This window comes from Streptomyces sp. NBC_00223 (assembly GCF_036199905.1).
Lineage (GTDB): Bacteria > Actinomycetota > Actinomycetes > Streptomycetales > Streptomycetaceae > Actinacidiphila.
Genome location: NZ_CP108109.1, coordinates 4,341,941 through 4,363,310, shown reverse-complemented (window position 1 = coordinate 4,363,310; position 21,370 = coordinate 4,341,941). Strand labels below are relative to the sequence as shown.

Below are 21,370 nucleotides of genomic sequence, written 5' to 3'. Positions count from 1 at the left end.
CGCGCCACGTCGCGGCGGCCACGTCGACATCCGCACGCGAGGGGGGCAGCCCGACCGCCACGGTCCTTCCGCCGGCGAGCGGTGGGACGTCCATGCCCTCCCTGGTCTGTCTGGACGACAAAGGTCTGATCCTCACCGGCGAAGCCGCCCGGAAGGCCGCGGACCGATCGCCGGAGCGCACCGAACGGGCCGTCGTGCGGGCGCTGGTGGAGCAGGAGCGGACGCTGCTCGGGGGCCGTACGGTGTCCACCGTCGACCTGGCGGCCGCGGTGCTCTCCGACGTGCTCGCGCGGGCCAGGTCCCGGCACGGCGGCGCCCTGCCGGGCCGGACCGTGCTCACCCATCCCGCCGACTGGGCGCCTACGCGGCTGGCACGGCTGGGCGCCGCCGCCGAGGCGGCCGGGATCACCCGGCCCGCATTCCTGGCCGAACCGGTCGCCGCGGCCCGCCATTACGCGGCCGACCCGGGCCCGGGGGGTCTGCGCGACCTTCCCCAGGGCGCCCGGTGCGCGGTGTACGACGTCGGCGCTGCCCTCAAGGTGTCCGTTCTCGCCTGGGACGGCGCGGAGTTCACCGTCGTGCGCACGGCGGGCGACCCCGATCTGGGCGGTGACCAACTGGACGACTGCCTGCGCGAGTTGCTGGCCGAACGAGTGCTGGACCGTGACCCGGGACCGTGGCAGGAGCTGTGGGAGGGCGACTCCCCGGACGCGGCCCGGCAACGGGCTTCCCTGAGCCGCGCGTTGGTCGCGGCCCGGGAGGCACTGTCCGGCAGCGCGAGCGTCGACGTACGGGTGCCCGGCTACCCGGAGCCGTTCCTGATCCGCGCCCATGAGTTCCGTACCGCCGCGCGGCCGGTCGTCGAGCGCGGCTACGAACTGCTCGCCGACACCGTGCGGTTGGACGGCCGGGAACCCGCCGATCTGCCCGCCGTACTCATCGCGGGCGGCGCGGGCCGTACGCCCCTGGTCTCCGACCTGATCGTGGAACGCACCCATCGGCTGCCGCTGTTGGCCGCCGCCCCGGAGTCGGCGGTGGCGCTGGGGGCGCTGACGACACCGAGGGCCGTTCCCCACCGGCCGCAGCCGGCCGACGAGCAGCCCGTCCCGCCGCCCGAGGCCAAGTCCCCCGGTAGGCCGGCCGGTTACTTCATCCCGGACGACCTGGGCTTCGAGTTCTGAGACCACCGAGGCCACCGGGACCGCTGTTCCCCGCCGTTGCCGCCCCGCGAGTGATTTCGCTCCGGGGCGGCACAGTCCGGCCCCCGCCGCCGTCCAACGTGGGTGCCCGTGTGTTCGGCACGAGGCTTTCCGTACGTCACGAGGAACCCCATGGACATAGTGATGCTCGGCCACAGCGCGGCAGGCAAAACGACCTATGTCTCCCTCATGTACGCCGCCATGCGCGAGGGCGTCGAGGGGCTGAGTCTGCGGGCGGAGGACCCGTACGCCCACCGGTCCCTCATGCGCGCCGCCGAAGCGGTGCTGCGGGGCCACTACCCCCCGGCCAGCGACCAGCGGGCGGTGTTCGACCTCGTGCTCCAGCACAACGGACGCGATGTCTTTCCGTTCCGCTGGCGCGACTACCGGGGCGGGACGCTGCTGGAGCGGGCCGGCACCAGTCCCCAGGCGGCGCAACTGCACGAGGATCTGACCCAGGCCCAGGGCATCATCCTGTTCGCCGACGCGCCACGGCTACTCAACCACGCCAGTGCGGCCGGCGAAGTACGGCGCATGACGGTGCATGTGCTGCGGGCGTTGCAGGCTCGCGGGGAGGCCCTGACCCCCGTCGTGCTGACCCTCACCAAGTGCGATCTGGTCGACATGGACGACGAGGGCGTACTGGCCCGACTCATCGAGCCCTTCCAGCAGTTGATCGACGGCATCGCGGCCACCGAGCACCTTTTCGGCGCCCTGGTCCCGGTGTCCTGCGGTCCCTCCCCGGTCAACGTGGCCGTCCCGGTGCTCTGGAGTCTGCACTTCGGCGTCGTCGGACGGGCGATGCAGCTCAGGGCGTCGGCCGACGAGCGGTTCACGGCGGCGCGGCAGGCGGCGGCCAAGGACACCCTGGGCGACCGGATCAGCAGCTGGTGGAAGAGCGAGCCGTCGTGGGCGGCGATCAGCGCCCGGCACCAACTGGAAGCACAGGCGGAGCTGGCCCGGCTGGAGCCGCTGGCGGAGCCGGCCGAACGGCTCGGGTCGCTCCTGGAGGACGTGGCCAGCTTCTGACGCCACGTCACTCCCGCTAAATCCAGAGCCAGTTCCGCACCCAGGACGCCAGTCCCCGAGAGGAGAGGAAGCACCACGATGGACATCCCCCGGATCACCATGACCATGCTGGGAGCATCGGGCTCCGGCAAGACCACCTTTCTGCACGGCATGTACGCCGTACTGTCGTCGGGAATCAGGGGTTACTTCATGTACACCTCGGACCCCGACGCCGATCTCGACCTGTCCGACGCGTGGCGGGACCTGTGCCTGAAGGGCACGCTGCCCCTGCCCACCGCCGAAGTCCCCACCGGCCACGAGTTCCGCTTTCTGCACGGGGTGCTTCCGCTGCTGGAGATCGACTGCGTGGACTTCCGGGGCGGCGCGGGCACCGAACGCGGCAACCGTGAGGACTCGCCCGCCGATGTGGCGCAACTGCGGGCACGTATCGCCGTCTCGGACTCGGTCTTTCTCGTCCTCGACGGCGAGCACGTCGCCCAGTGGATCGCCGACGGCGCCCTCCCCCACCGCAACCCGGCCACCGACCCGATGCGGATCGCCCACTTCTCCCGGGCCATCAACGGCGTCATCGGCGACCGGCTGGCGGCCGACGAGCCCGCTCCCTCGCTTGTCATCCTGATCACCAAGGCCGATGTGATCAGCGGGATCACCGGTATGACGACCCGGGACGCCCTGGCCACCGCCGCGAAGAACCTCGGCAATCTGGTGCCGGTGGCCATGGCCCAGGGGGTCGACGCCATGCTCTGCCCCGTTCAGCTGGGCTCTTTCGGCCAGACGAAGAGCAAGACCGTCGATCCCGGCAGTGTCAGTCCCAAGAATCTGCACAACCCGGTCATCTTCGCGCTACTGCATTACCTCACCGAGGGCATCGACCGCAATGAGCGGCAGATCCGGCAGATCACCGGACAGATCGGCACACAGAGCCAGGAGTTGGCCGGGCTGAGCGCCGGGGGTCTCAGCAGGATCTTCACCGGCGGCCGCAGGCGGGAGGGGACCCAGAAGCTCCGGGACCTGGAGGACCAGGCCCGTTTCGTCGAGGAGCACGTGGCGGAGGCGCGCAGGCGCGCGGAGTTGCTGGCGGAGGAACTCCGCGGCCTGGCCATCTACCGCTCCGGGAAGCTACAGGAAGGCTGACAGGCGACATGGACATCGGCGAGGCGAAGTACGGCGGCTGGTCCGCCGTCGTGTACGGACGCACCTACTACGTGGACCGCTGGTGGCGTGCCCACCCGGACGGACTGGGCGAGAAGAGCCCGGTGGGACAGGCCGTCCGGGCCACGGTGGCCGGGGGGAAGCGGCTGGACGCGGGCCCGCGCTTCGTCCTGAGCCGAGGGTCCCATGGACTGCTGGTGGGCGCGGCCTGTGCGCTGTCGGCGGTGACCGACACCATGAACGAGGACGAGCACCACCGCCCGCTGTACGGGTTCGTCGGGTGGCACATCCCTGATCCGTACGCCGCTGTGCCGTCGCTGGACGCCCTGCGTACGGGGTTCGCGGCCTGGGCCGGGCCGGTCTACCGCGAGTGGGCGGAGCCGGCGTGGGAGGAGTTGTCGGAGGACGCGGCGGCCGCGCGGACGAGCCGGCCCGGCCCGGCGCCGTGGGAGGCGCCGGCCGCTGACCCGGCCGAGGCCGTCGGCGAACAGCCCCGTCCGGTCGGGGAGTTCGCCGCCCCGACCTCACCGCCCGACCCGGACCGCGCCTCCTTCCAGTCGGCTCCGCCGCCCGGCGCCGGATCCTCCTGGCTGCCCGCCGAGCACTACACCGTCCACCTGCTGCCATCCGACGCCGCGGACCACCTGTGGGCGGCGGCCGCAGCGCACCCGCACAGCCGGGTCGTCCTGGTCACCGGCTGGCGCGAGACCCGCGACGCGGACCTCACCGCGCTGACCCACCTGTGCGGGGACGACATCCGGGCGTACCGCCGGGAGCAGTTGCCCCTTCCGCCTCCGCCGCCGCGCCCTCCGCACCGGACGACCAGGACGTCGTCGGAGTCCCACCGCTGGCGCCCGGGCGCGCGCCGACCCGAGAAGGACAAGGACAAGGAGAAGGAGAAGCCCCCGTCCGGTCCGTCCGGGTCGTGGCTGCGGAGGTCCCTCATCTCCCCGATCGTGGACCAACTGCGGGACGTCGGCGAAGAGTTCGTCAAGGGCTTCGAGGGCCCGCCGCCGACGCCGCCGTCCCCTCCCTTGAGCGGATTGCGCGGGCAGCGCGCCTACGACGAGGAGCCGTCCGACGGGCGCCGCGGGTCCGGCGAGGCGCGGGGACGCGGGGACGAGCGGGGACGCGGGGACGAGCGGTACGGAGCGGCCGGGTGGGCGGCCCCGCGACGCGAGGAGCCCACCGGCCCGGCCGACCCCAGACGGCGCGAGACGCGGTACGACGACGCCGAGCCGGGTACGGGCCCGGCGTCGACGGAGAACGGTGCCTGGTCGCGTACCCCGGCGGCCGCGCCGCCCCCGCCGCTGTTCGGGCACAAGCGCGAGGTCGACGCCGCGAGCGCTTCGTACGACGGCTACTTCGGCGGGTTCGACGACGATCCGCCGCCGCCGAGCCGTACGGAGCCACCGGCCGACGAGGCCGCTCCTGCGGCTCCGGTGGGGAACGCCCAGGACCGTACCGGCGGCCACCGGACCGACGAGGAGGGCGACGCTCAGGCGACCCCCGACACCGGCGGGGCCGACCCGATCCGCGACACCCGCGCCCCCGCCGACCCCCGCGCGAGCGCCGACCCCCGGGAACCCCGCGACCCCCGTACTCCCCTGGACGACGACCGCCCCGACCCCCCGGCAGGAGTGGACCGATGACCACACAACCCGTACCGCCCGGGCAGCGGTCCCGGCATCCGCTCGAATCCGCGGTGCTGCGGCTCGCCGAGGACGCCGCCGGGGTGCTCGAAGCCGCCGCCCGCGCCACGGGCGGCGGACGTGGACCGGGCGCCCCGGACGACCCGACCCCCGAAAGCGGCCCCGCGCCCGTAGGCGACTCCGCGCCCGAGAACGCCGCGGTCTCCCCGGAACTCGCGGCGGCCGTCCGCGCCGAGGCCGCCCGGGTACGCGCCGGGGCCGCCGTACTTGTCGTCGTCGGTGAGAAGAAGCGCGGCAAGAGTTCGCTGATCAACGCCCTGGTCGGCCACCCGGGGCTGCTGCCCGTCGAGGTCGATGTCGCCACCGGGGTGCACCTGGTGGTCCGTCACGCCGACCGGGCGCAGGCCATGGCCTTCCTGGAGGGCCGGGCCCAGGGACATCCGATCCCGGTCGCGGAGATCAGGGAGTACGCGGCCCTGGACCCGGTCTCCCAGCAGGCGTACCGCGACGACGTGCGGTACGTGGAGGTGGGGGTGCCGTCGCCGCTGCTCGCCTCGGGTCTCGTCCTCATCGACACGCCCGGCGTCGGCGGTCTGGTGTCCGGCCACGCCCGGATCACCATGGCCGCCCTGGCCCGCGCCGACGCCCTGGTCTTCGTGGTCAACGGCCAGAGCGAGTTCACCGCGTCGGAGCTGCGCTTCCTGGAGCAGGCGACCGAGCGCGTCGAGGAGGTGATCTTCGTCCTCACCCAGACCGACAAGTACGGCGGCTGGAAGGAGGTGCTGGAACGCAACCGGGGGCTGCTGGCGGAACACGCGCCGCGCTATGTGGGCGCGCCCTGGTTCGCGGTCAGCAGCCGGGCGAAGGAGGACGCCGACCTGGCCGTGGCTGAGGGCCCGACCGAGAACGCCGCCCCGGAACGGCTGTCCGCGAGCGGCTTTCCCCCGCTCCTGGCCGCCCTGGACGAGCGCGTCGCGGGTCGCGCCACGGAACTGCGCCTGGCGAACTGCCTGCGCGCGGTCACCTCGGCGGTGGCACCGCTCGCCACCGCCGAGGAACGCGCACTGCGCTCCCTGCGGCAGGACCCGACGCTGCGCGAGGAGGTACGCGAGCGCCGTGACGCGCTGCGGGCCCTGCAAGGCGAGGACGCGACCTGGCGCAGGACCCTCACCCGGTCCGGCCGTGAGCTGGAGCGCCGGCTGCGGCTGGGCTTCCAGCGCAATGTCAACGACCTGCGGCAGATGGCCGAGGAGAAGATGGCGTCCTCGCCGCCCGACGTGCTGGCCGCCGAACTGCCCCGCGATCTCCAGGCCGGGGCCGAGGCGATCTGGCTCGACCTGGACACCGCCGCCCGCCAGGGGACCGCCGAGCTGATGGCCACGATGGAGCAGGCGTGCGGCGCGGACGCGGGCGGCACCGCCGGTGCCGAACTCGTCCTCGCGCGGCCGCCGCGGCTGGAGGCGCTGCCCGAGGTGGTGCACACCGACGACCTGAACGGCGGGTGGCTCGGCGTCGTCGAGCGGATCATGCCCGCCTGGGGGGCGGGGGGTCTGGTCGCGGGCATCACGGTGCTGTTCACCAGCAGTGTCGTGGCCCCGCTCGCCGCGGGCTTCGGCATGGTGGCCCTGCTGTCCGGCCGCCGCAAGCGGCGTCAGGAGACGGTACGGGCGCGCGCGGACGCGGCCCGCTACACCAACCGGCTGGTGGCCGAACTCACCACCGAGATCCCGCCGCAGATCAGCAGTTCCGTCGAAGCGGTCACCGACCGGCTCGCGGAGCAGCTGACCGAGCGGCTCACCGCCCAGCGGGCCGCCCTGGAGGACGAACTCGCCGTCCTCCAGCGGAATCTGACCACTGCGTCCGAGCAGCTCGTCCGCGCACGCGAGCGCAGTCGGCGCCGACTGGACACGCTCGAATCCCTCCTTGCGCGCGGCCGCGAGCTGACCGCCCGGCTGGACCCGCCCGCCGCACTGGAACCCTGATGAAGATCGTGATGCTGGGCCACAGCAACGCCGGCAAGACCACGTACATCGCGACGATGTACGGGCTGATGCGCTCGGGGTACCGGGGCTTCCGGGTCCGCGCCACGGACGAGGCACAGGACCGGGATCTGGCCGCCAGCGCCCGCGCCATCCGCAGCGGCCGCTACCCGCCGCCGTCCTCGCGCCGGGACGAGCACTCCTTCGAACTGACCTACCGGGGACGGCGGATCGCCGACTTCACCTGGACCGACTACCGGGGCGGCGCGCTCGGCGAGCGGGCGAGCGACGCGGAGACGGCGGCCGTCCTCGCCGAACTCGGCCGCGCCGACGGGCTCGTGCTCTTCGTCGACGCCGCCCGCCTCGCCGCGGCCACGGCCGGCGACCACGAGGTGCGGCGGCTGACCGTACTGCTGCAACGGGCGATCGGCGCGCGTTCCCGTACCGTCCCGGTCGTCCTCGCCTGCACCAAGGCGGATCTGGTGTCCGGGGCCGACGCGTGGAGCCGCGCGGTCGCCCCCATCAGGGAGTTGGCGGGCGCGATCACCGGTTCGCCCCGGGTGGCGGGCGTCACGGTGGCCGTCTCCTGCGGACGGACCCCGCAGGCGGTGCATGTCCCGGTGCTGTGGTGTGTGTTGCAGCATCTGTCGGCGCGGGTCGCCGAGTTGCGCGCCGAGGTCGAGCGCTCCCGGCGGCTCAGTCTGGCCGCCGGGAGCGGGGCCGGGCTGTGGAACAGCCTGGTGTCCACGCTGGACGGCTCGGAGAGCGAGCACCGCCGCCATGTGCGTCTCGCGCGGGAGGCGCGGGAGCGGCTGGGGGAGCTGGAGCCGCTGGAGGAGCCGGCCGGAAAGCTGATCACCGCGCTGCGAGGATCGCGGGCGACCCTTGTACCGCCCTTCACCGCGGGGCTGCGATGAGCGCCGGCGCCGGCCCGGCCGACGGGGAGCTGTGCGGCCGGGTGCTGCGGCTGTGCGAGTCGGCGCAGCCACTGCTGCCGCCCGGGCCGGCGGCCGACGCCGTCGCGGCCGTACGGGAGCGGCTGGGCGAGCGGACCTTGCGGATCGCGGTCGGCGGCCGGATGAACGCCGGGAAGTCCACGCTGGTCAACGCGCTGTTGGGGCGCCGGCTCGCGGCCACGGCGGCCACCGAGTGCACCATGCTGGTCGCCTGGTTCCGGCGCGGTGTGCAGAACCGTGTCGAGGTGCGCCGTACCGACGGGCGCGTCTACCACGTGGGCGGCGCTCCCGGCGGGGGCATTCCGCGTGATCCGGCGCTCCTGAAGTCCCCCCGTGAGGAGATCGAGGAGATCGTCGTCGAGGTCACCGACAGTCTGGGGGCCGACGATTACGTCCTCGTGGACACCCCGGGCATGGACACGTTGAGCGGCCTGGACGACGTGGCGATGCGCGCGCTCGGGCAGGCCGACGCGCTGCTGTACGTGATGCCCCACCCGGGCGCGGGGGACGCGGAGGCGTTGCAGGCGCTGCGGATGAAGGCGGACGCCCGGATGACCGCCCTCAACGTCGTCGGTGTGCTCAGCCGGATCGACGAACTCGGCAGCGGGGTCGGCGATCCCTGGCCGGGCGCGCGACGGCTGGCCGCGACGTACACCCGCCGGCTGACCGGCATGGTCACCGAAGTCGTCCCCGTCGCGGGGCTGTTGGCGCAGACCGCGCTCGGCGACGACTTCACCGAGCGGGACGCCGTGCTCGTACGGCGGCTCGCGGACGCGGACCCCATGGAGCTGGACCGGGCGCTGTACTCCCCGGACGACTTCCTTCGCTGGGAGAACGGCCCGCTGTCCGCGGACCAACGGCGGCGCGTCTTCGAACTGCTGGGACGGTACGGGATCGCGACCGCCGTGGCGGCGGTCGCGGAGGGTACGACCGGCGCCCGCGCACTCCTCGACGAACTGCGGCGGGCCTCGGGCATCGACCCGCTGCTCGACCACATCGGGCGGCGCTTCGTCGACGCGGCGGACCGGCTGCGCGCCTCGGCGGCGCTCGGCGCGCTGGAGAGCGCGGCGGCGCAAGGGGTCGCGGCTGCCCAAGAGGGCGCGGCGCAGGGGGTGGTGGACGAGTTGCGGGCCGGGATCGAGGCGATCCGGCGGCATCCGCTGATGCGGCAGCAGGAACTGGCGGGCGCCCTTGCCGACTTGGCCGGCGGACGCCTGGACCTGCCCCAGCCGGACAGCGCCGCGCTGATCGCGCTGGCCACGGGCACGACGGCGGCGGCCTGCCTGGCCCTTCCGCCCGACGCGCGCCCCGCCGCGTTGGCGGCGGCCGCCGCCCAACAGGCCGCGCACTGGCGCCGTTTGGAGTCCACGGCCCCTTCCCGCCCTGCCCGCACCCACGCCCGCACAGCCCGCGAACTCTGCGAGGCGTTCCTCTTCGACTCCGCCCAGTAACGCCTGCGACGCGCCCCCCGCCCACCACCGCCCGCAGCCCTCGGCCCCCTTCCCTGCGGCAACCCGCCCCCGTCGGCGAGCAGAACCGCCCGGCCGCCCGCACCCCCCGGCCGCCAGGCCCGGCCCGGCCGACCGCCACCGACGCCCTCGCGGAGACCACAACGACCGCCGCTGACTACCACTCACGCGGCACGGACGCCGGTCCGCCGCCGCGGGCCCGATGCTCGACGCCGTATGGCGTCCCAATAGGGCGTTGATCAGGGCGGACCTCCCGGTGTCCACCCGCCCGCCCACGCGCAACCCGCTGCCCGGCCCCGCGACACGGGATCGGCGGCCCCCGCCCACACCGACCCCCCCGCCCGCCCGTCGCGAAGCGCCCGGCGTTCGCCGTCGCAAGGGCCGACGCGCATCGCCGCTCGTCACCGCCGACGCGGTAGTCCACGCCCGTTGGGCGTGCCCGACCGAACCGCCCCACGTAACCCGGTGTCCGCCCGCCGCCGGGCGGAACCCGCCGGGCGCCGCGCGGGGTGCGGGCCGACACCGGGCGGCCCCGGGCTACTCGTTCAGGCTGCGGCGCAGGTCGCGGCCCTCCGACAGCAGGCCGCCCACGTCCTCGCGGGTGGCGCGGACTTCCTGGCGTTCGGGGACGAGTTCCGCGTCGCGGCGGGCGCGGTTCTCCCGGAGGGCCGTCAGGGCGTGTTCGACCTCGTCGCGGCGGTCGGCGATCTCCCCGTCCGCCTGGCGGACGAGATCCGCCTCGACGTCGCGCAGCATCTCCGTCACCATCGGCATCAGTTCGTCCGCGCAGGACTCCAGCAGCCGTACCGCCTCGCCCCGCGCCTGGTGCCGGGCGATGTCCGTCCGCTGCTGGGTGCGCACCTTCCACACCGTCGCCCCCAGGGCGACCACCCCGGCGGCCAGTCCCAGCGGCACCGCCACCCTGGTCAGGCGGTTCGCCGCCTGGTATGCCGTCCTGGCCTCGCCCAACGCCCGCCACACCATTTGCGCGGGCGTCCTCGGCGCGGACTGCCGTCCGGTGATCCGGTCCAGCCAGTTCGTCGGCGCGGCGGGCACCGGCAGGTTGTCCGGCGTCCGCGTCAGCGCGTCCATCACCTTCCTGGCCCGCTCACCGACCCGGCTGAGGTCGATCTCCGTGCCGACCACCCGGCCCTCCAGCGGCTCCTTGCGCCAACTGTCCAGCCCCGGCGCGGGCGTCAGCACCTCCAGCCCCTGGACGGCACAGTCCTCGGTGAGTTGGGCGGCCAGCTGACCGCACTCCCGGTACACCTCGTTCTCCAGTTCCAGCCGCAGCCCGTCCAGCCCGTCCCGTACGGTCCTGGCCACCGTCTGCGGAAGCTCCTGACCGCCTTCGGCGACCTGCGTCTCCACCGTACGCCGCAGGTCCCGCAGCGAACGGCCGACCGTGCCGCGCAGCCGGTGGTCCGCGGCCTCCACCCGGGTGGTGAGCCGGCGCCGCCAGCGGGCCTCCGGAGCGGCCAGCCGTTCCAACGCCCGCTGCCGCTCACGCAGTTGCTCGTCGTCGGCCGCTTCTGCGGAGAGCTCCTTCTCCCGCAGTTCGAGCGCGCGGTCGCGCTCGCCGAGCGCGGCCTGCGCCAGATCCAGCACGACGGCCAGCCGGTCACGTTCGGCACGCCGGACGATGTCCCCGCCCAACTCCTTCGCCAGCGGCCGGAAGCCGCTGCGCGCGTGCAACTCGTCGGCCCACGCCTGATCCCCGCGCTCCCGGGCCCGGATCCCGTCGATCCGGTAGCGGTTGCTGACGGGATACCAGGGCGCGCGCGAGAAGGCCGGGGCGTGCCGGGCCAGCAGGGCGTGGTTACGGGCGAGGACCGACTTCCACTGCGGGTAGGTGTCGATCTGGGTCAGTACGAACACCACCGTGACGACCTGCCGGGCGGCCTCCTCCAGGAACGCCAGCTCGGACTTGGTGAGTTCGCTGGAGCCGTCGACCACGAACAGCAGCGCGTCGGCCCTCGCCAGCGTGGCCATGGTGATCGTCGCGTGGCCCGAGACCAGGCCGCCGACGCCGGGTGTGTCGATCAGCGTGAGCCCGTCCTCCAGCAGGGCGGCCGGAACGCCGATCGCCACACCGGTCACCTCCGGGTGCAGGCTGCCGCGGGTCTCCGGATCGACGGCGGCGTACTCCGCCAGCCGGTCCAGGGGTATCTCCACGCCGCCCGGCCGGTCGTCGCTCAACGCCCGCGCGCTGTCGGCGGCCTCGTACCGTACGGACAGATGGACCGCGGTGGCCACGTCCGCGTCCACCGGCAACAGATCCGGCCGCTCCAGCAGGGCGTTGATCAGCGAACTCTTGCCGCGCTTCTTCTCGCCCACCACGACGACGGCCGACGGGGCCAGCCCGGCGCCCGCGGCCTCGGCGCGCAGCGCCTCCGCCCTTGGGGCCGCGCCGAGTTGTTCGACGGTGTCGGCGCACCGATGGACGTACTGGATGACGGCGGGGGCCAGTGGATGCCTTTCGGCGCTGCTCATGCGACGGTCCCTTCGTCCTGCCGGTGTGTCTTCCGCGGCGCTCACGGACGCCGCCGCGGACGCGCTGCCACCGCCGTCACCAGGCACTGTCGTGGTCGCCGCCGCTCACGGGGTCGGGCTCGTAGCCGTCGTCGCCCGCGATGTAGTCGGAGACGGAGGTGTAGCCGGTGTGGTCTGCGGCCTCGATCACGTCGTCCTCGGCGAGACGGCCGTCGTCCCAGGTCTGCCCGGTGTCGTCGGCGTAGCTCATGGGGAGGTCTCCTTCGTCCGGGAGGTGGTGTTCCTGGTGGTGCTCCTCCTCGATTGGACGTTCGTCAGGGCCCATGTGTGCCACGCCGGCGTCGTCGTGAGCCGGCCAGTCGGTGACGGGGTCGTGGTGAACGGGGTCGTGGTGAACGGGCGGGTGGGTCACGGCGTCGTGGTGGACCGGCGGGTCGGTCACGGTGTCCGCGACCGGTACGTCACCGCCCGCCCACGCGTGACCGCCCGCCGCCTCGCCCGGCGCGTCCCCCAGCAGGACACCGCCCAGGGAACCGTCTCCCAGCAGCACGTCAGCGGCCACCAGGGCGCCGCCGACCAGAAGGACTTCGCCGACCAGCCGCGAGACCCGCCCGCCGCCGAACCGGCGCCCGGACGACGGCTTTTCGGGTGCTCCGAGCGGTACGGGGACCCCGTGCGTCGGCGCGCTGATCCACGCGTCGGCGGTGAACCGCTTCTTCGGTATGGCGATCCGTACCCGCCGGAACTCGTTCGCGGGGATTCCCCCGGTGCCGGTCGCGAAGATGTCCGCGTAGAGGTCCGCCGACACGATCAGCGCCATGTCGCTGCGCTTGGCCTTCGCCAACTCCTTGCGCAGGCTGGCGGAATCCAGCAGCCGGCAGCCCAGCTCCACCGACCAGGCGACGTAGCCCAGCGGGGCGCGCTGCACCGAGCCCTGCGTCAGCGCGACCCGCAGCCGGATGCCCTCGCCGACGGCGGCACTGGCGTTGAGGGTGAACAGCGCGTCCCTGAGCCCGAGTACCAGCCCCGGGACCGCGCGCTCCTCGTTGACGTCCGTCGGAAGCAGCAGCAACTGACCGTCGCCGCGGTCCTGGAGTTCGCACGACGCGCGGGCGACTCCGGCGCGCTCGCAGGCGTGGTCCAGGGCCCGCGCCAGCGCGGTCTGCGCCCGCTGCTGCACCGGGTAGGGCTTTCCGCTGTACGCCTCGATGTCCACCACCAGGCACAACCTGCGCTGCCGCGGACCCGTTTCCTCGGTCATGACGCCATCCCCGGGGCCTCCCCGCCGACGTGCCCCGCCGCCACGGCCCGCAGCAGGGAGACGTCCCGGACCACGACCGAGCGGTACTCGGTCGCCACCGCGCCCGACGCCCGCAGCACCCGCAGCGCGCGCTGCACACTCGCCGGGGACAGTCCCGCCAGGGCGGCCAGGTCGGCGTTGCTGAGCGGTACATCGATCCGCAGGCCCTGCGGCGTCGGGCGCCCGTAGGACCGTACGAGGGTGTCGAGCGCGCGGGCCATCCGGACCGGCACCGTCCCGCCGACCGCGTCGATGCGGTAGCGGATCGCCGCGCGCAGCTTGCCGACGACGAAGCGCTGCATCTCGGCTGCCGCGTCCGGGCGTTCGCGCAGGAAGGCGCGGAAGGTTGTACCGCTGATGACCCGGGTGGACGTTCCCCGGGCGGCGACCACCGTCGCGGAGCGCGGCCTGCCGTCCAGCACCGCCAGTTCCCCGACGACGTCGCCGGGGGCCCGTATCGCCAGCAGCACCGAGCTTCCGTCCTCGGCCCCGACCGTCACCTTGACGCAGCCCTCGAGCAGGAGCACGACCACGGTGTCCAGGCCGCCTTCCACCATCAGCGCCTCGCCCGGCTCGTATCTGCGGAAGCTGCCGAGCCTCAGCAACGCCTCGCGGTCCGGCCCGCTGAGACTGGACATGAGACTGCCTCTCGGCCATCTCCGGGCGGGAATCTGCTGGCCGAACATGCGGCGCTCCTCTGCCGAGGACGGTGCTGGCAAGGGGAAAGTAGCGCAACGGGCGGGCCGGGTCAGGAGGATACGTACATCCTGCGGTTTGTCGCACCTCACGTCCGACGTCCGTCGCCGTCGCCTGTGGATCATTCGGCGGAGGAGGGGTGCCGAAGCGGCGCGAGCGGGCGGGATGGGGGGCGCCCGCTTGGTTCGCCGCGGGCTCGCGTGCTCGCGTGCTCGACGGCGGGGGCCGCCCCCTCAGTGCTCCGGGTGCTCCCGGCCCGTGTTCGTCATCAGCTCGCGCAACCGGCGCCGGCCGCGGCTGAGTCGGCTGCGTACGGTCGGCTCGCCGACCCCGCAGACCGAGGCCGCCTCCGCCGTGGTGCAGCCGATCAGATCGATCAGCGTGACGATCACCCGTTGCTGGTCCGGCAGACAGGCCAACGCCCTTGCCAGATCGACCGAGGCGACGACCGTGCGTTCCGGGCCGGTGAGCGCGGAGGCCGGCACCCTGCCGACGTCGACCGTCGCCAACCGGGTCTCCTGCGGCCAGCGCGCCCTGCGACGGGCCTCGTCGGTGGCGGCGTTGACGACGATCCGGTACAGCCAGGTGCGTACGTCGGAGTTCCCCAGGAACCTCTCCGCGCCGCGCCAGGCCCTCAGCAGCGTCTCCTGCCGCAGGTCCTCCGCCTCGACGGCGGTACGGGTCCGCGACGCGCACCACCTCGTCAACGTGGCCCGGTGCCTGGACTCCAGCAGCGCGAAGGCGCGTTCGTCGCCCCGCCCGGACCGGCGGACCAATTCCGCGTCGCTCAGCTGCGACGTCGCGGTTTCTCTTGTGGTTTCACGGTATTCCGTGGCTGTGGACACAGTCGGACTCCCCCCAGACTCCGCGCGGACATGATGGACAAATGCGGTCCATTTCCCGGCGCGGTTTCAGGGTAAAAGCGCAGTGCGTCACAAGACCTGATCACCGGATCAGATCTCGGCAACCCACCCGACTCAGGGGGCGCGTGGCCCCCTGTCGCCCCTGGTGAGCCGCAAGTCGACCCCCGGGTGGGCCTGTTCGGGGGCGGTTCGTCTAGGGCGGCCGACTGCGGGAGACGTAGGTTGGTTCGTTCATGAACGGGGGAATGGGGCGGGGAATAACGTGCCCGGCATGAAACGCAGTCACAGCCGAAGTCGCATAGCAGGGGCACTCGTCGCGGGGATCGCCGCGCTCGTATTGGTGGGATGCGGGTCGGCGGCGCCGGGTACGCCCGTGGACACGCCGACAGTGGGGACGACGTCACCGAGCGCGGCCCCGACGACCACGGAGGCGACGGCGGCGGCCGAGGTCGAGGCCACGGCGGCGGTGACGGCGGAGGCGCCCACAACCACGCCGCCGACCACACCGCCCACCAAGCCGCCCACCAAGCCGCCGACGACGCGTCCGCACACGACGCCGCCGACCACCCCCGCCGTCCACCACACCACCAGCGCCCCGGTCGTCCGGCGAACCACTCCCCCGCCCCCGCCGACAACGCGGGCGAGCGTGACGAAGCTGTGCAGCATCAGGTCCAACGCCGGCAACTGCTACCGCGCGGGCCAGTTCTGCCGCAACAGCGACCTCGGCAGGTCAACGACGGACGCGTCCGGCCGCTCCATCACCTGCGTCATGCAATCGGGCCGCCCCCACTGGCACTACTGACCCCCGGGGTGCGGACGGGCGCGTGGTCGGGGCGGCCGCGTGCCCGCCCGCGCGTCAAGGACGTGCCGAGCCGCCGTTGTCCGTGCGGTGGTGGGCTACTGGGCCGCGTGCGGGCTGTTGAAGGCGGCGCCGAAGCCCCACTGGCCGGCGCTGATCGAGGTCGCGCCCGCGGTCCCGCCGCCGAGGTTGACGGAACCCTTGGTGACGGGAGTGGCGGCGCCGCGGGCGATCCAGACGCAGCCGCTGTTGCCCTCGCCGGGGACACCGACGAAGACATCGGCCTTGCCGTCCTTGTTGACGTCCCTCAGGTCCACCGCGCCGCCGAAAGAGTCGTCGGTCTCGGCGGCGCCGGGCACATTCGCGGTGTTCTGGTTGTACGCCACGGACTTGTTGCCCGTCAGGCCGGAGGCGGAGCCGAACAGGAGGGTGGCCTGCCCGGCCCACCGGGCCCGGCCGATCCCCTCGAAGGGCGCGCCGACCAGGACGTCGGCGTAGTGGTCGCCGTTGGTGTCGCCCACGCTGAGCGCGTAGCCGAATCCGTCGCCCTTCTCCCCGGCGCCCGGGACCTTCGCGGTGTCCTGGGAGTAGATGTGCGGGGCCTGACTCGCGGTGATGCCGTTCTTGCCGCCGTACAGCACTTCGATCTCGCCGCCGATGTGGGCGTCGTTGGGACCGGTCGGTCCGAACTCGTCGTCCGGGGCACCGGTCACCAGGTCGCCGTAGCCGTCGCCGTTGATGTCGCCGACCTGGCCCTCGTAGCCGTGGCCGAGCGGCAGGTGGATGCCAGTGCTGATGATGACGTCGCCCGTGAGCGGCGCGTTGTCGATGTAGATGTCGCCGCGGGAGTTGCCGTACGTGTTCCCCGGCAGCCAGAACAGCTCGGCCTTGTGGTCGCCGTTGACGTCGCCCATCACCGCGCCCCGCGACTCGCCCGTGGAGAACTCGCTGCGGACGGCCGCCGCCTTGCCCGCCCGGGTGAACGGGCCGGTGTAGAGCACGCCCTCGCAACGGGAACCGACGGCGAGTTCCGGGTGGCCGTCGCCGTTCATGTCGCCGACCGCCAGCGAACCGCCGAATCCGCAGTCGTCGCGGCCCCGGCTGTAGCCCGCCGGTACGGAGATCGTCGCGGCGCCCTTGAGACCGGACGGGCCGCCCCAGATCACCGTGACCGTGCCCCGGCCCGCCGCTGCGCCGACCGCCTCGTCCGGTACGCCGACGACGAGGTCCGCGTAGCCGTCGCCGTCGAGGTCCGCGCTCGCCGTGGTGGCGCCGAAGCCGTCCCACGCCTCGGCGGCTCCGGGGACGCCCGAGGTCTGCTGGGTGATCACCGTCCGCTTGGACGAAGCGCGCACGCCCGACGCGGAGCCGTACAGGACGACCGCCGCGCCCGCGCCCTCCACCTTGCCGTTGGCCGCGCTGGGCGCGCCCACGGCGAGGTCGCGGTAGCCGTCGCCGTTGAAGTCGTCCTGCACCGCGGCGGTGTTGGCGCCCCGGTAGTGCGGGGCCGAGGCGGCCGAGGCCGACACCGGAGCCATCACCGCGGCGAACGTACCGAGCACGACCACGGTCGCGAAGGATCTGCGCACGAATTCTCCTGGTCCCCCGGGGCGACGGCATCGCCCATAAATTGAGCAGATCATACGACCGAGAGGGGCCCCTGCCGACGCGCAGAACCGCGGCCCTGGACGGGGGCGGCGGGCGATACGGCGCCGCCCCGACCACGCGGCCGACGCGGCGCGGCCCGGCAGGCCCGCCCGGGTACGGGCGCGGTGGCCGCGCGCCGGACGAGCCCACCGTGCCACACCCGCTCCGACCAGGGGGAACGGCCGGGCCGCCACCCGGCCGGACCGGCGCAGAGCCGAACCCGCGCGGAGCCGAACCCGCGCGGAGCCGAACCCGCGCGGAGCCGGACCGGCGCAGAGCCGGACCGGCGCAGAGCCGGACCGGCGCGGAGCCCCGCGCCGCGAGCCGCACCCCCGCACGCATGGCCATCGTGCGGCGGGCACGCGGACGCGGCGGTGTGCCGGCACCCGAGGCGGACATCCAGCGGCCACGCCGCCCCCGCGCTGTGGGATCGGTCACGTAGGGCGCGGACGGCCGGCGCCGACGGCGGGGCGGATCGGCGGGCGGGGCGGCGGACTTGGGCCGACGGGACGCCCCGGGACGGCTCCCGGAGGCAGCAGCCCATTTTCGACCGGCCATAGGGAGATGTGCCCCTCCTGTCGTACTTTTCCAGGATGTGGGCGAAGGGCCGCGCAGCGACCCCGCGCCCACACCGGCGAGCAGCGCCCCGAAGCGCGCCGCACGCCACGCGAAGAGCCTGGTCGGACCGGGCCGCGAACGGACAGGCACCGCAAGGGCGTCACCGTACGCACCCGACCCGACACCAGGCGTGAAACACGTCACTCGGGTTCTCACTGGAGGGGATGGACATGTCGGAGCGGAACCTTCCGGGCTCTCCGGATCTTCCGGACTCCCCGGACCGTCCGCGCTCCCAGGACCGTCCGGACGCCTCGAACGCCCAGCACGCCCAGGACCGTCCGGACGCCTCGGACGCCTCGGACTCCCCGGACGCCCGGGACCACCGCCCGGCGCCCGCCTCGCCGCGCCGCCTGGACCGCCGCGCGCTGCTGCAAGCGGCCGGCGTGGGCGCGGGAGTCTTCGCCGCCGGCGCCATCACGGCCGGCCGCGTGGCCATGGCGACCGGCACGCACGGCGCCAAGGCGAACGCCGCAGCGAGCGCCGACCTGCCCCTGACCGGTGGCCGGGACTTCCCGATCGGCCTGTACTGGCCGCCGCACCCCTTCGAGACCACCCTCTCCCGCTACCGGGAGATCACCGACGCCGGCTTCACCTTCCTGCTCACCGGCAACTACCAGCTCGACGAGGCCAGCGCGAACCAGGCACTGGGCATGGCCGACCAGGTGGGCCTGAAGGTGCTGGTCGCGGGGGACCCGCGGGTGGCGGCGATCGCGCAGCACATGACGGTCACGGACGACCGCAAGGTCCCGTCCTCGATCACCACCGCCGACGCCGCCGCGTGGGTGCGCTCCTCGGTGGCCGGCTACACCCGGCACCCGTCGTTCGCCGGGTTCAGCCTCTACGACGAGCCCGGCTCCGCGCGTTTCCCGAACCTCGGCGCCCTCACCGAGATCGTCCGGGAGACCGCCCCCGCCCTGCTGCCGTACGTGAACCTCAACCGGGGGAACGGCGCTCGTTACGCCAAATTCCTGCGCGCCTATCTCGATACGGTCCAGCCCTCGCTGCTCTCCTTCGACCGTTACCCGATCCTCACCGACCGTATCGACACGGACTACTTCGACACGTGGGCGATCGTCCGCGCGGAGGCGCTCAAGGCGGGGGTGCCGGCGTGGACGTACATCCAGTCCACCGGCTTCAACGGGCACGCGACCCCGACGGCGTCCCAGCTCGCGTGGCAGGTCAACGTCAGCCTCGCCTACGGCTGCAAGGGCATCCAGTACTTCACCTACTGGACCCCCGACCCCGCCCGTGGCGAGGGTTATACGGAGGCGCTGATCACCACCGACGGTCGGCAGACCCCGCTGTACGCCGCCGCGCGCACGCTCAACCGCACATGGCTGCAACCCGTCGGCCGCCAACTCAAGCCGCTGGTCTCGGAGTCCGTCCAGCACGCCAACGACACACCGCTGCCCACCGGCACGACGCCCTTCACGCCCGGCCGCCACCTCACGACGGCGACCGGCGACCCCGCCGTCCTCGCCCTCTTCAAGGGCGCGCCCGACAACGGCACCCGGCATCTGCTCGTCACCAATCGGGACCCCGACCGGCCCGCCACTCTGCGGATCGGTCTCAACCGGGCGACGGTGAAGGCCGTTTCGCGCTTCGAGCCGGCCGACGGCACGTATCCGCGGGCGGACCCGCCGACCACGCTGACCGTCGAACTCGCCGCAGGGGCAGCGGCCCTCTACCGTCTGACGCCCAACTGACGCCACACGCAGGTCAGTTGGGCGAACCGCCCGTTCGCCGGAGTACCCGCACCGCCCGGACCGGCCACGACAGCCGACCCGGGCGCATCCGGGCCACCCCGCCAACTCGGGTGACCCGTCAAGCGGTTACGCCGTCCCCACCTTGCTCTCGAAGATCCCGTCGAAGTAGTTCTCGGACTCGTCGATCTGGGCCTTCGTGTATTTGTTGATGAAGTTGTCGACCTCTTCCCTGAACCAGTCCTCGTCCCGCCAGGTCTCCAGTTTGAAGGGGGTCACGAACTTCTCCACCCGGAAGGCGAAGTGGAATTGCTGCGCGCTGGCGCAGCCGACGCTGATGTTCCAGGTCTCCTTGGTGAAGGAGGTGAAATACGCCCGGATCTTGGGAACGTACACCCATTCACCGTCCTCGACCTGGAACATCTCGTGCACGATGCCGACGCACGCGTACTGGTAGCTCTCGGTCGAACTCCCGCCGTAGATCCGCATGGTCTCGCCCTGCGAGGTCAGGAAGCTCTTGAAAGCGGCGAGTTGACCGCCCTCGCCGGAGACCGCGTCGATCAGGATGTTGAGGAACTGGGTCGCGATGTCGAGTCCGCGCACCGTCCGGTCGTAGGTGGTGATTTCGGAGGTGAAGCCGCCCATGAAGGGCGCGAACCCCTTCTCCATCGGCGTCGTCCACAGATCCGGCTTGTGCTTGGCCGCGTCGTCCGAGCCGGCCGCCTTGAGCACGGCCGCGGCGACGATCCCGGTCAGCCCCTCCAGCACACGGGACATCGCCACCCGGTCCTTGACCAGCTCCGGAGGCGGGTTGTTGGTGGTGGCGTTGATGTACGTGACGAGGCCGTCGCTGTCGTTGATGTTCGGGTCGTACGGGTCGTTGCCGAGCCCGAGCGAGTCCCAGTACGACTGCGCCTCGGACAACTGCTGGTAGAACTGCTCCTTCGTGACAGGGGGTGCGGAGGAGCCCGTCGGGGTGGGCGTGGGACTCGCCGTCCCGGTACCGCCGCTTCCGGTCGGGGTCGGCGTCGGGCTTCCGGTGCCGGTGGGGCCCCCGCTGCCCGTGGGGGTGGCGTCGGGGTGCGCGGCCGCGCCGGCGGAGGCGGTGGAGGCCGCGGCCAGTCCGGCGCTCAGAAGCGCGGCGGTGCCACCGAGGGCGGTGGCGGTCTTGAGGACTTTTCTACGGGTGAGCGATCGGTCGTCCGTCGGTTCCGGCATGGGGGTCCCCTCGGGTGGTCGGGTGGGGGGTGGACGTGGACCATGCGCACGAAAAACTGCGTGAAAAGCTGCACGAAGGCCGCGCCAAAAACTGACTGTGCGACGCACATGGATGTGCGAACGGGCACAGGATGGCGTACGTGATTCCGAACCGGAAGCTCTGCGGTCCCATTCACGCGGACGCGTGGCCGTATTCCGCGTGGAAAACACGGTGGTGGGGGCCGGGACCGCGTATGACGGTACGGAGCAAGGGTTTGCGCCGCAAGACCACAACCGGACATCGGGGTCCGAAAACAGCCGCAGCGAGCCGGGGGGCATTGTTGCCCAATGGGTTCATGGTCGCAAACGGAGGCCCTATGAGCGGCGCAATGCATTTCCGGCCATGATCGGCCGCCCGCGATTTCGGACGTATTCCGGGCCGACCGTGATCGTAAGCCCGGTCGTGGCCGTAAACCCGGCCGTGATCGTAAACCGGCCGTGCCCGTACCCCCGGTGTTCCCAGGTGCTGAAACGGCCCCGAGGGGTCAGGCTGGAGATACGGGTGCGGCCGCCGTACAACCCTGCCCGCCGCCCGACGACCGTACGACGCCCCGCACG

The 21,370-nt window shown here is 73.0% G+C and carries 15 protein-coding genes; 8 read left to right on the top strand and 7 right to left on the bottom strand.

Going from position 1 to position 21,370, the window contains the following annotated elements; translation table 11 throughout:
• Positions 1 to 92 precede the first annotated feature (92 nt).
• The 7 genes from OHA30_RS18415 to OHA30_RS18385 all read left to right on the top strand — a co-directional run bounded on the left by OHA30_RS18415 (position 93) and on the right by OHA30_RS18385 (position 9,418).
• Entirely contained in the window at positions 93 to 1,181 is a 1,089-nt protein-coding gene (locus OHA30_RS18415; protein WP_328914951.1) for an Hsp70 family protein, read from the top strand.
• Between the two features lie 150 nt (positions 1,182 to 1,331).
• Positions 1,332 to 2,228, top strand: coding sequence for a TRAFAC clade GTPase domain-containing protein (locus tag OHA30_RS18410; RefSeq protein ID WP_328914950.1), 897 nt, complete (start codon positions 1,332 to 1,334; stop codon positions 2,226 to 2,228).
• A 78-nt stretch (positions 2,229 to 2,306) separates the two neighbouring features.
• Positions 2,307 to 3,362, top strand: a complete 1,056-nt coding sequence (locus OHA30_RS18405; RefSeq protein ID WP_328914949.1) for a hypothetical protein — start codon at positions 2,307 to 2,309, stop codon at positions 3,360 to 3,362.
• 8 nt (positions 3,363 to 3,370) lie between these two features.
• Positions 3,371 to 5,032, top strand: coding sequence for a hypothetical protein (locus OHA30_RS18400; protein WP_328914948.1), 1,662 nt, complete (start codon positions 3,371 to 3,373; stop codon positions 5,030 to 5,032).
• On the top strand, positions 5,029 to 7,014 hold the full coding sequence (locus tag OHA30_RS18395) for a dynamin family protein (RefSeq protein ID WP_328914947.1): 1,986 nt from the start codon (positions 5,029 to 5,031) through the stop codon (positions 7,012 to 7,014). The genes OHA30_RS18400 and OHA30_RS18395 overlap by 4 nt, the downstream gene beginning before the upstream one ends.
• Positions 7,014 to 7,928 (top strand): TRAFAC clade GTPase domain-containing protein, encoded by a 915-nt coding sequence (locus OHA30_RS18390; RefSeq protein WP_328914946.1) that lies wholly within the window; start codon positions 7,014 to 7,016, stop codon positions 7,926 to 7,928. Before OHA30_RS18395 ends, OHA30_RS18390 begins: the two co-directional genes overlap by 1 nt.
• Entirely contained in the window at positions 7,925 to 9,418 is a 1,494-nt protein-coding gene (locus tag OHA30_RS18385) for a dynamin family protein (protein ID WP_328914945.1), read from the top strand. Before OHA30_RS18390 ends, OHA30_RS18385 begins: the two co-directional genes overlap by 4 nt.
• A gap of 555 nt (positions 9,419 to 9,973) precedes the next feature.
• Here the strand turns inward: OHA30_RS18385 and OHA30_RS18380 are convergent.
• The 6 genes from OHA30_RS18380 to OHA30_RS18355 all read right to left on the bottom strand — a co-directional run bounded on the left by OHA30_RS18380 (position 9,974) and on the right by OHA30_RS18355 (position 17,176).
• A complete protein-coding gene (locus tag OHA30_RS18380; RefSeq protein ID WP_328914944.1) occupies positions 9,974 to 11,929 on the bottom strand; it encodes a dynamin family protein in 1,956 nt (651 codons plus the stop codon).
• Between the two features lie 76 nt (positions 11,930 to 12,005).
• On the bottom strand, positions 12,006 to 13,190 hold the full coding sequence (locus OHA30_RS18375) for a hypothetical protein (protein ID WP_328914943.1): 1,185 nt from the start codon (positions 13,188 to 13,190) through the stop codon (positions 12,006 to 12,008).
• A complete protein-coding gene (locus OHA30_RS18370) occupies positions 13,187 to 13,867 on the bottom strand; it encodes a Crp/Fnr family transcriptional regulator (RefSeq protein WP_328914942.1) in 681 nt (226 codons plus the stop codon). Before OHA30_RS18370 ends, OHA30_RS18375 begins: the two co-directional genes overlap by 4 nt.
• Before the next feature lie 291 nt (positions 13,868 to 14,158).
• Positions 14,159 to 14,770: an RNA polymerase sigma factor gene (locus OHA30_RS18365; protein ID WP_328914941.1), complete on the bottom strand. Its 612-nt coding sequence runs from the start codon at positions 14,768 to 14,770 to the stop codon at positions 14,159 to 14,161.
• A gap of 300 nt (positions 14,771 to 15,070) precedes the next feature.
• Positions 15,071 to 15,454, bottom strand: coding sequence for a hypothetical protein (locus OHA30_RS18360; protein ID WP_328918109.1), 384 nt, complete (start codon positions 15,452 to 15,454; stop codon positions 15,071 to 15,073).
• Between the two features lie 231 nt (positions 15,455 to 15,685).
• Positions 15,686 to 17,176 (bottom strand): FG-GAP-like repeat-containing protein, encoded by a 1,491-nt coding sequence (locus OHA30_RS18355; RefSeq protein WP_328914940.1) that lies wholly within the window; start codon positions 17,174 to 17,176, stop codon positions 15,686 to 15,688.
• 846 nt (positions 17,177 to 18,022) lie between these two features.
• Here OHA30_RS18355 and OHA30_RS18350 point away from each other — a divergent pair.
• Positions 18,023 to 19,558 (top strand): hypothetical protein, encoded by a 1,536-nt coding sequence (locus OHA30_RS18350; RefSeq protein WP_328914939.1) that lies wholly within the window; start codon positions 18,023 to 18,025, stop codon positions 19,556 to 19,558.
• A gap of 126 nt (positions 19,559 to 19,684) precedes the next feature.
• Here the strand turns inward: OHA30_RS18350 and OHA30_RS18345 are convergent, their stop codons facing one another.
• Entirely contained in the window at positions 19,685 to 20,773 is a 1,089-nt protein-coding gene (locus OHA30_RS18345) for a hypothetical protein (RefSeq protein WP_328914938.1), read from the bottom strand.
• Between the last annotated feature and the right edge of the window lie 597 nt (positions 20,774 to 21,370).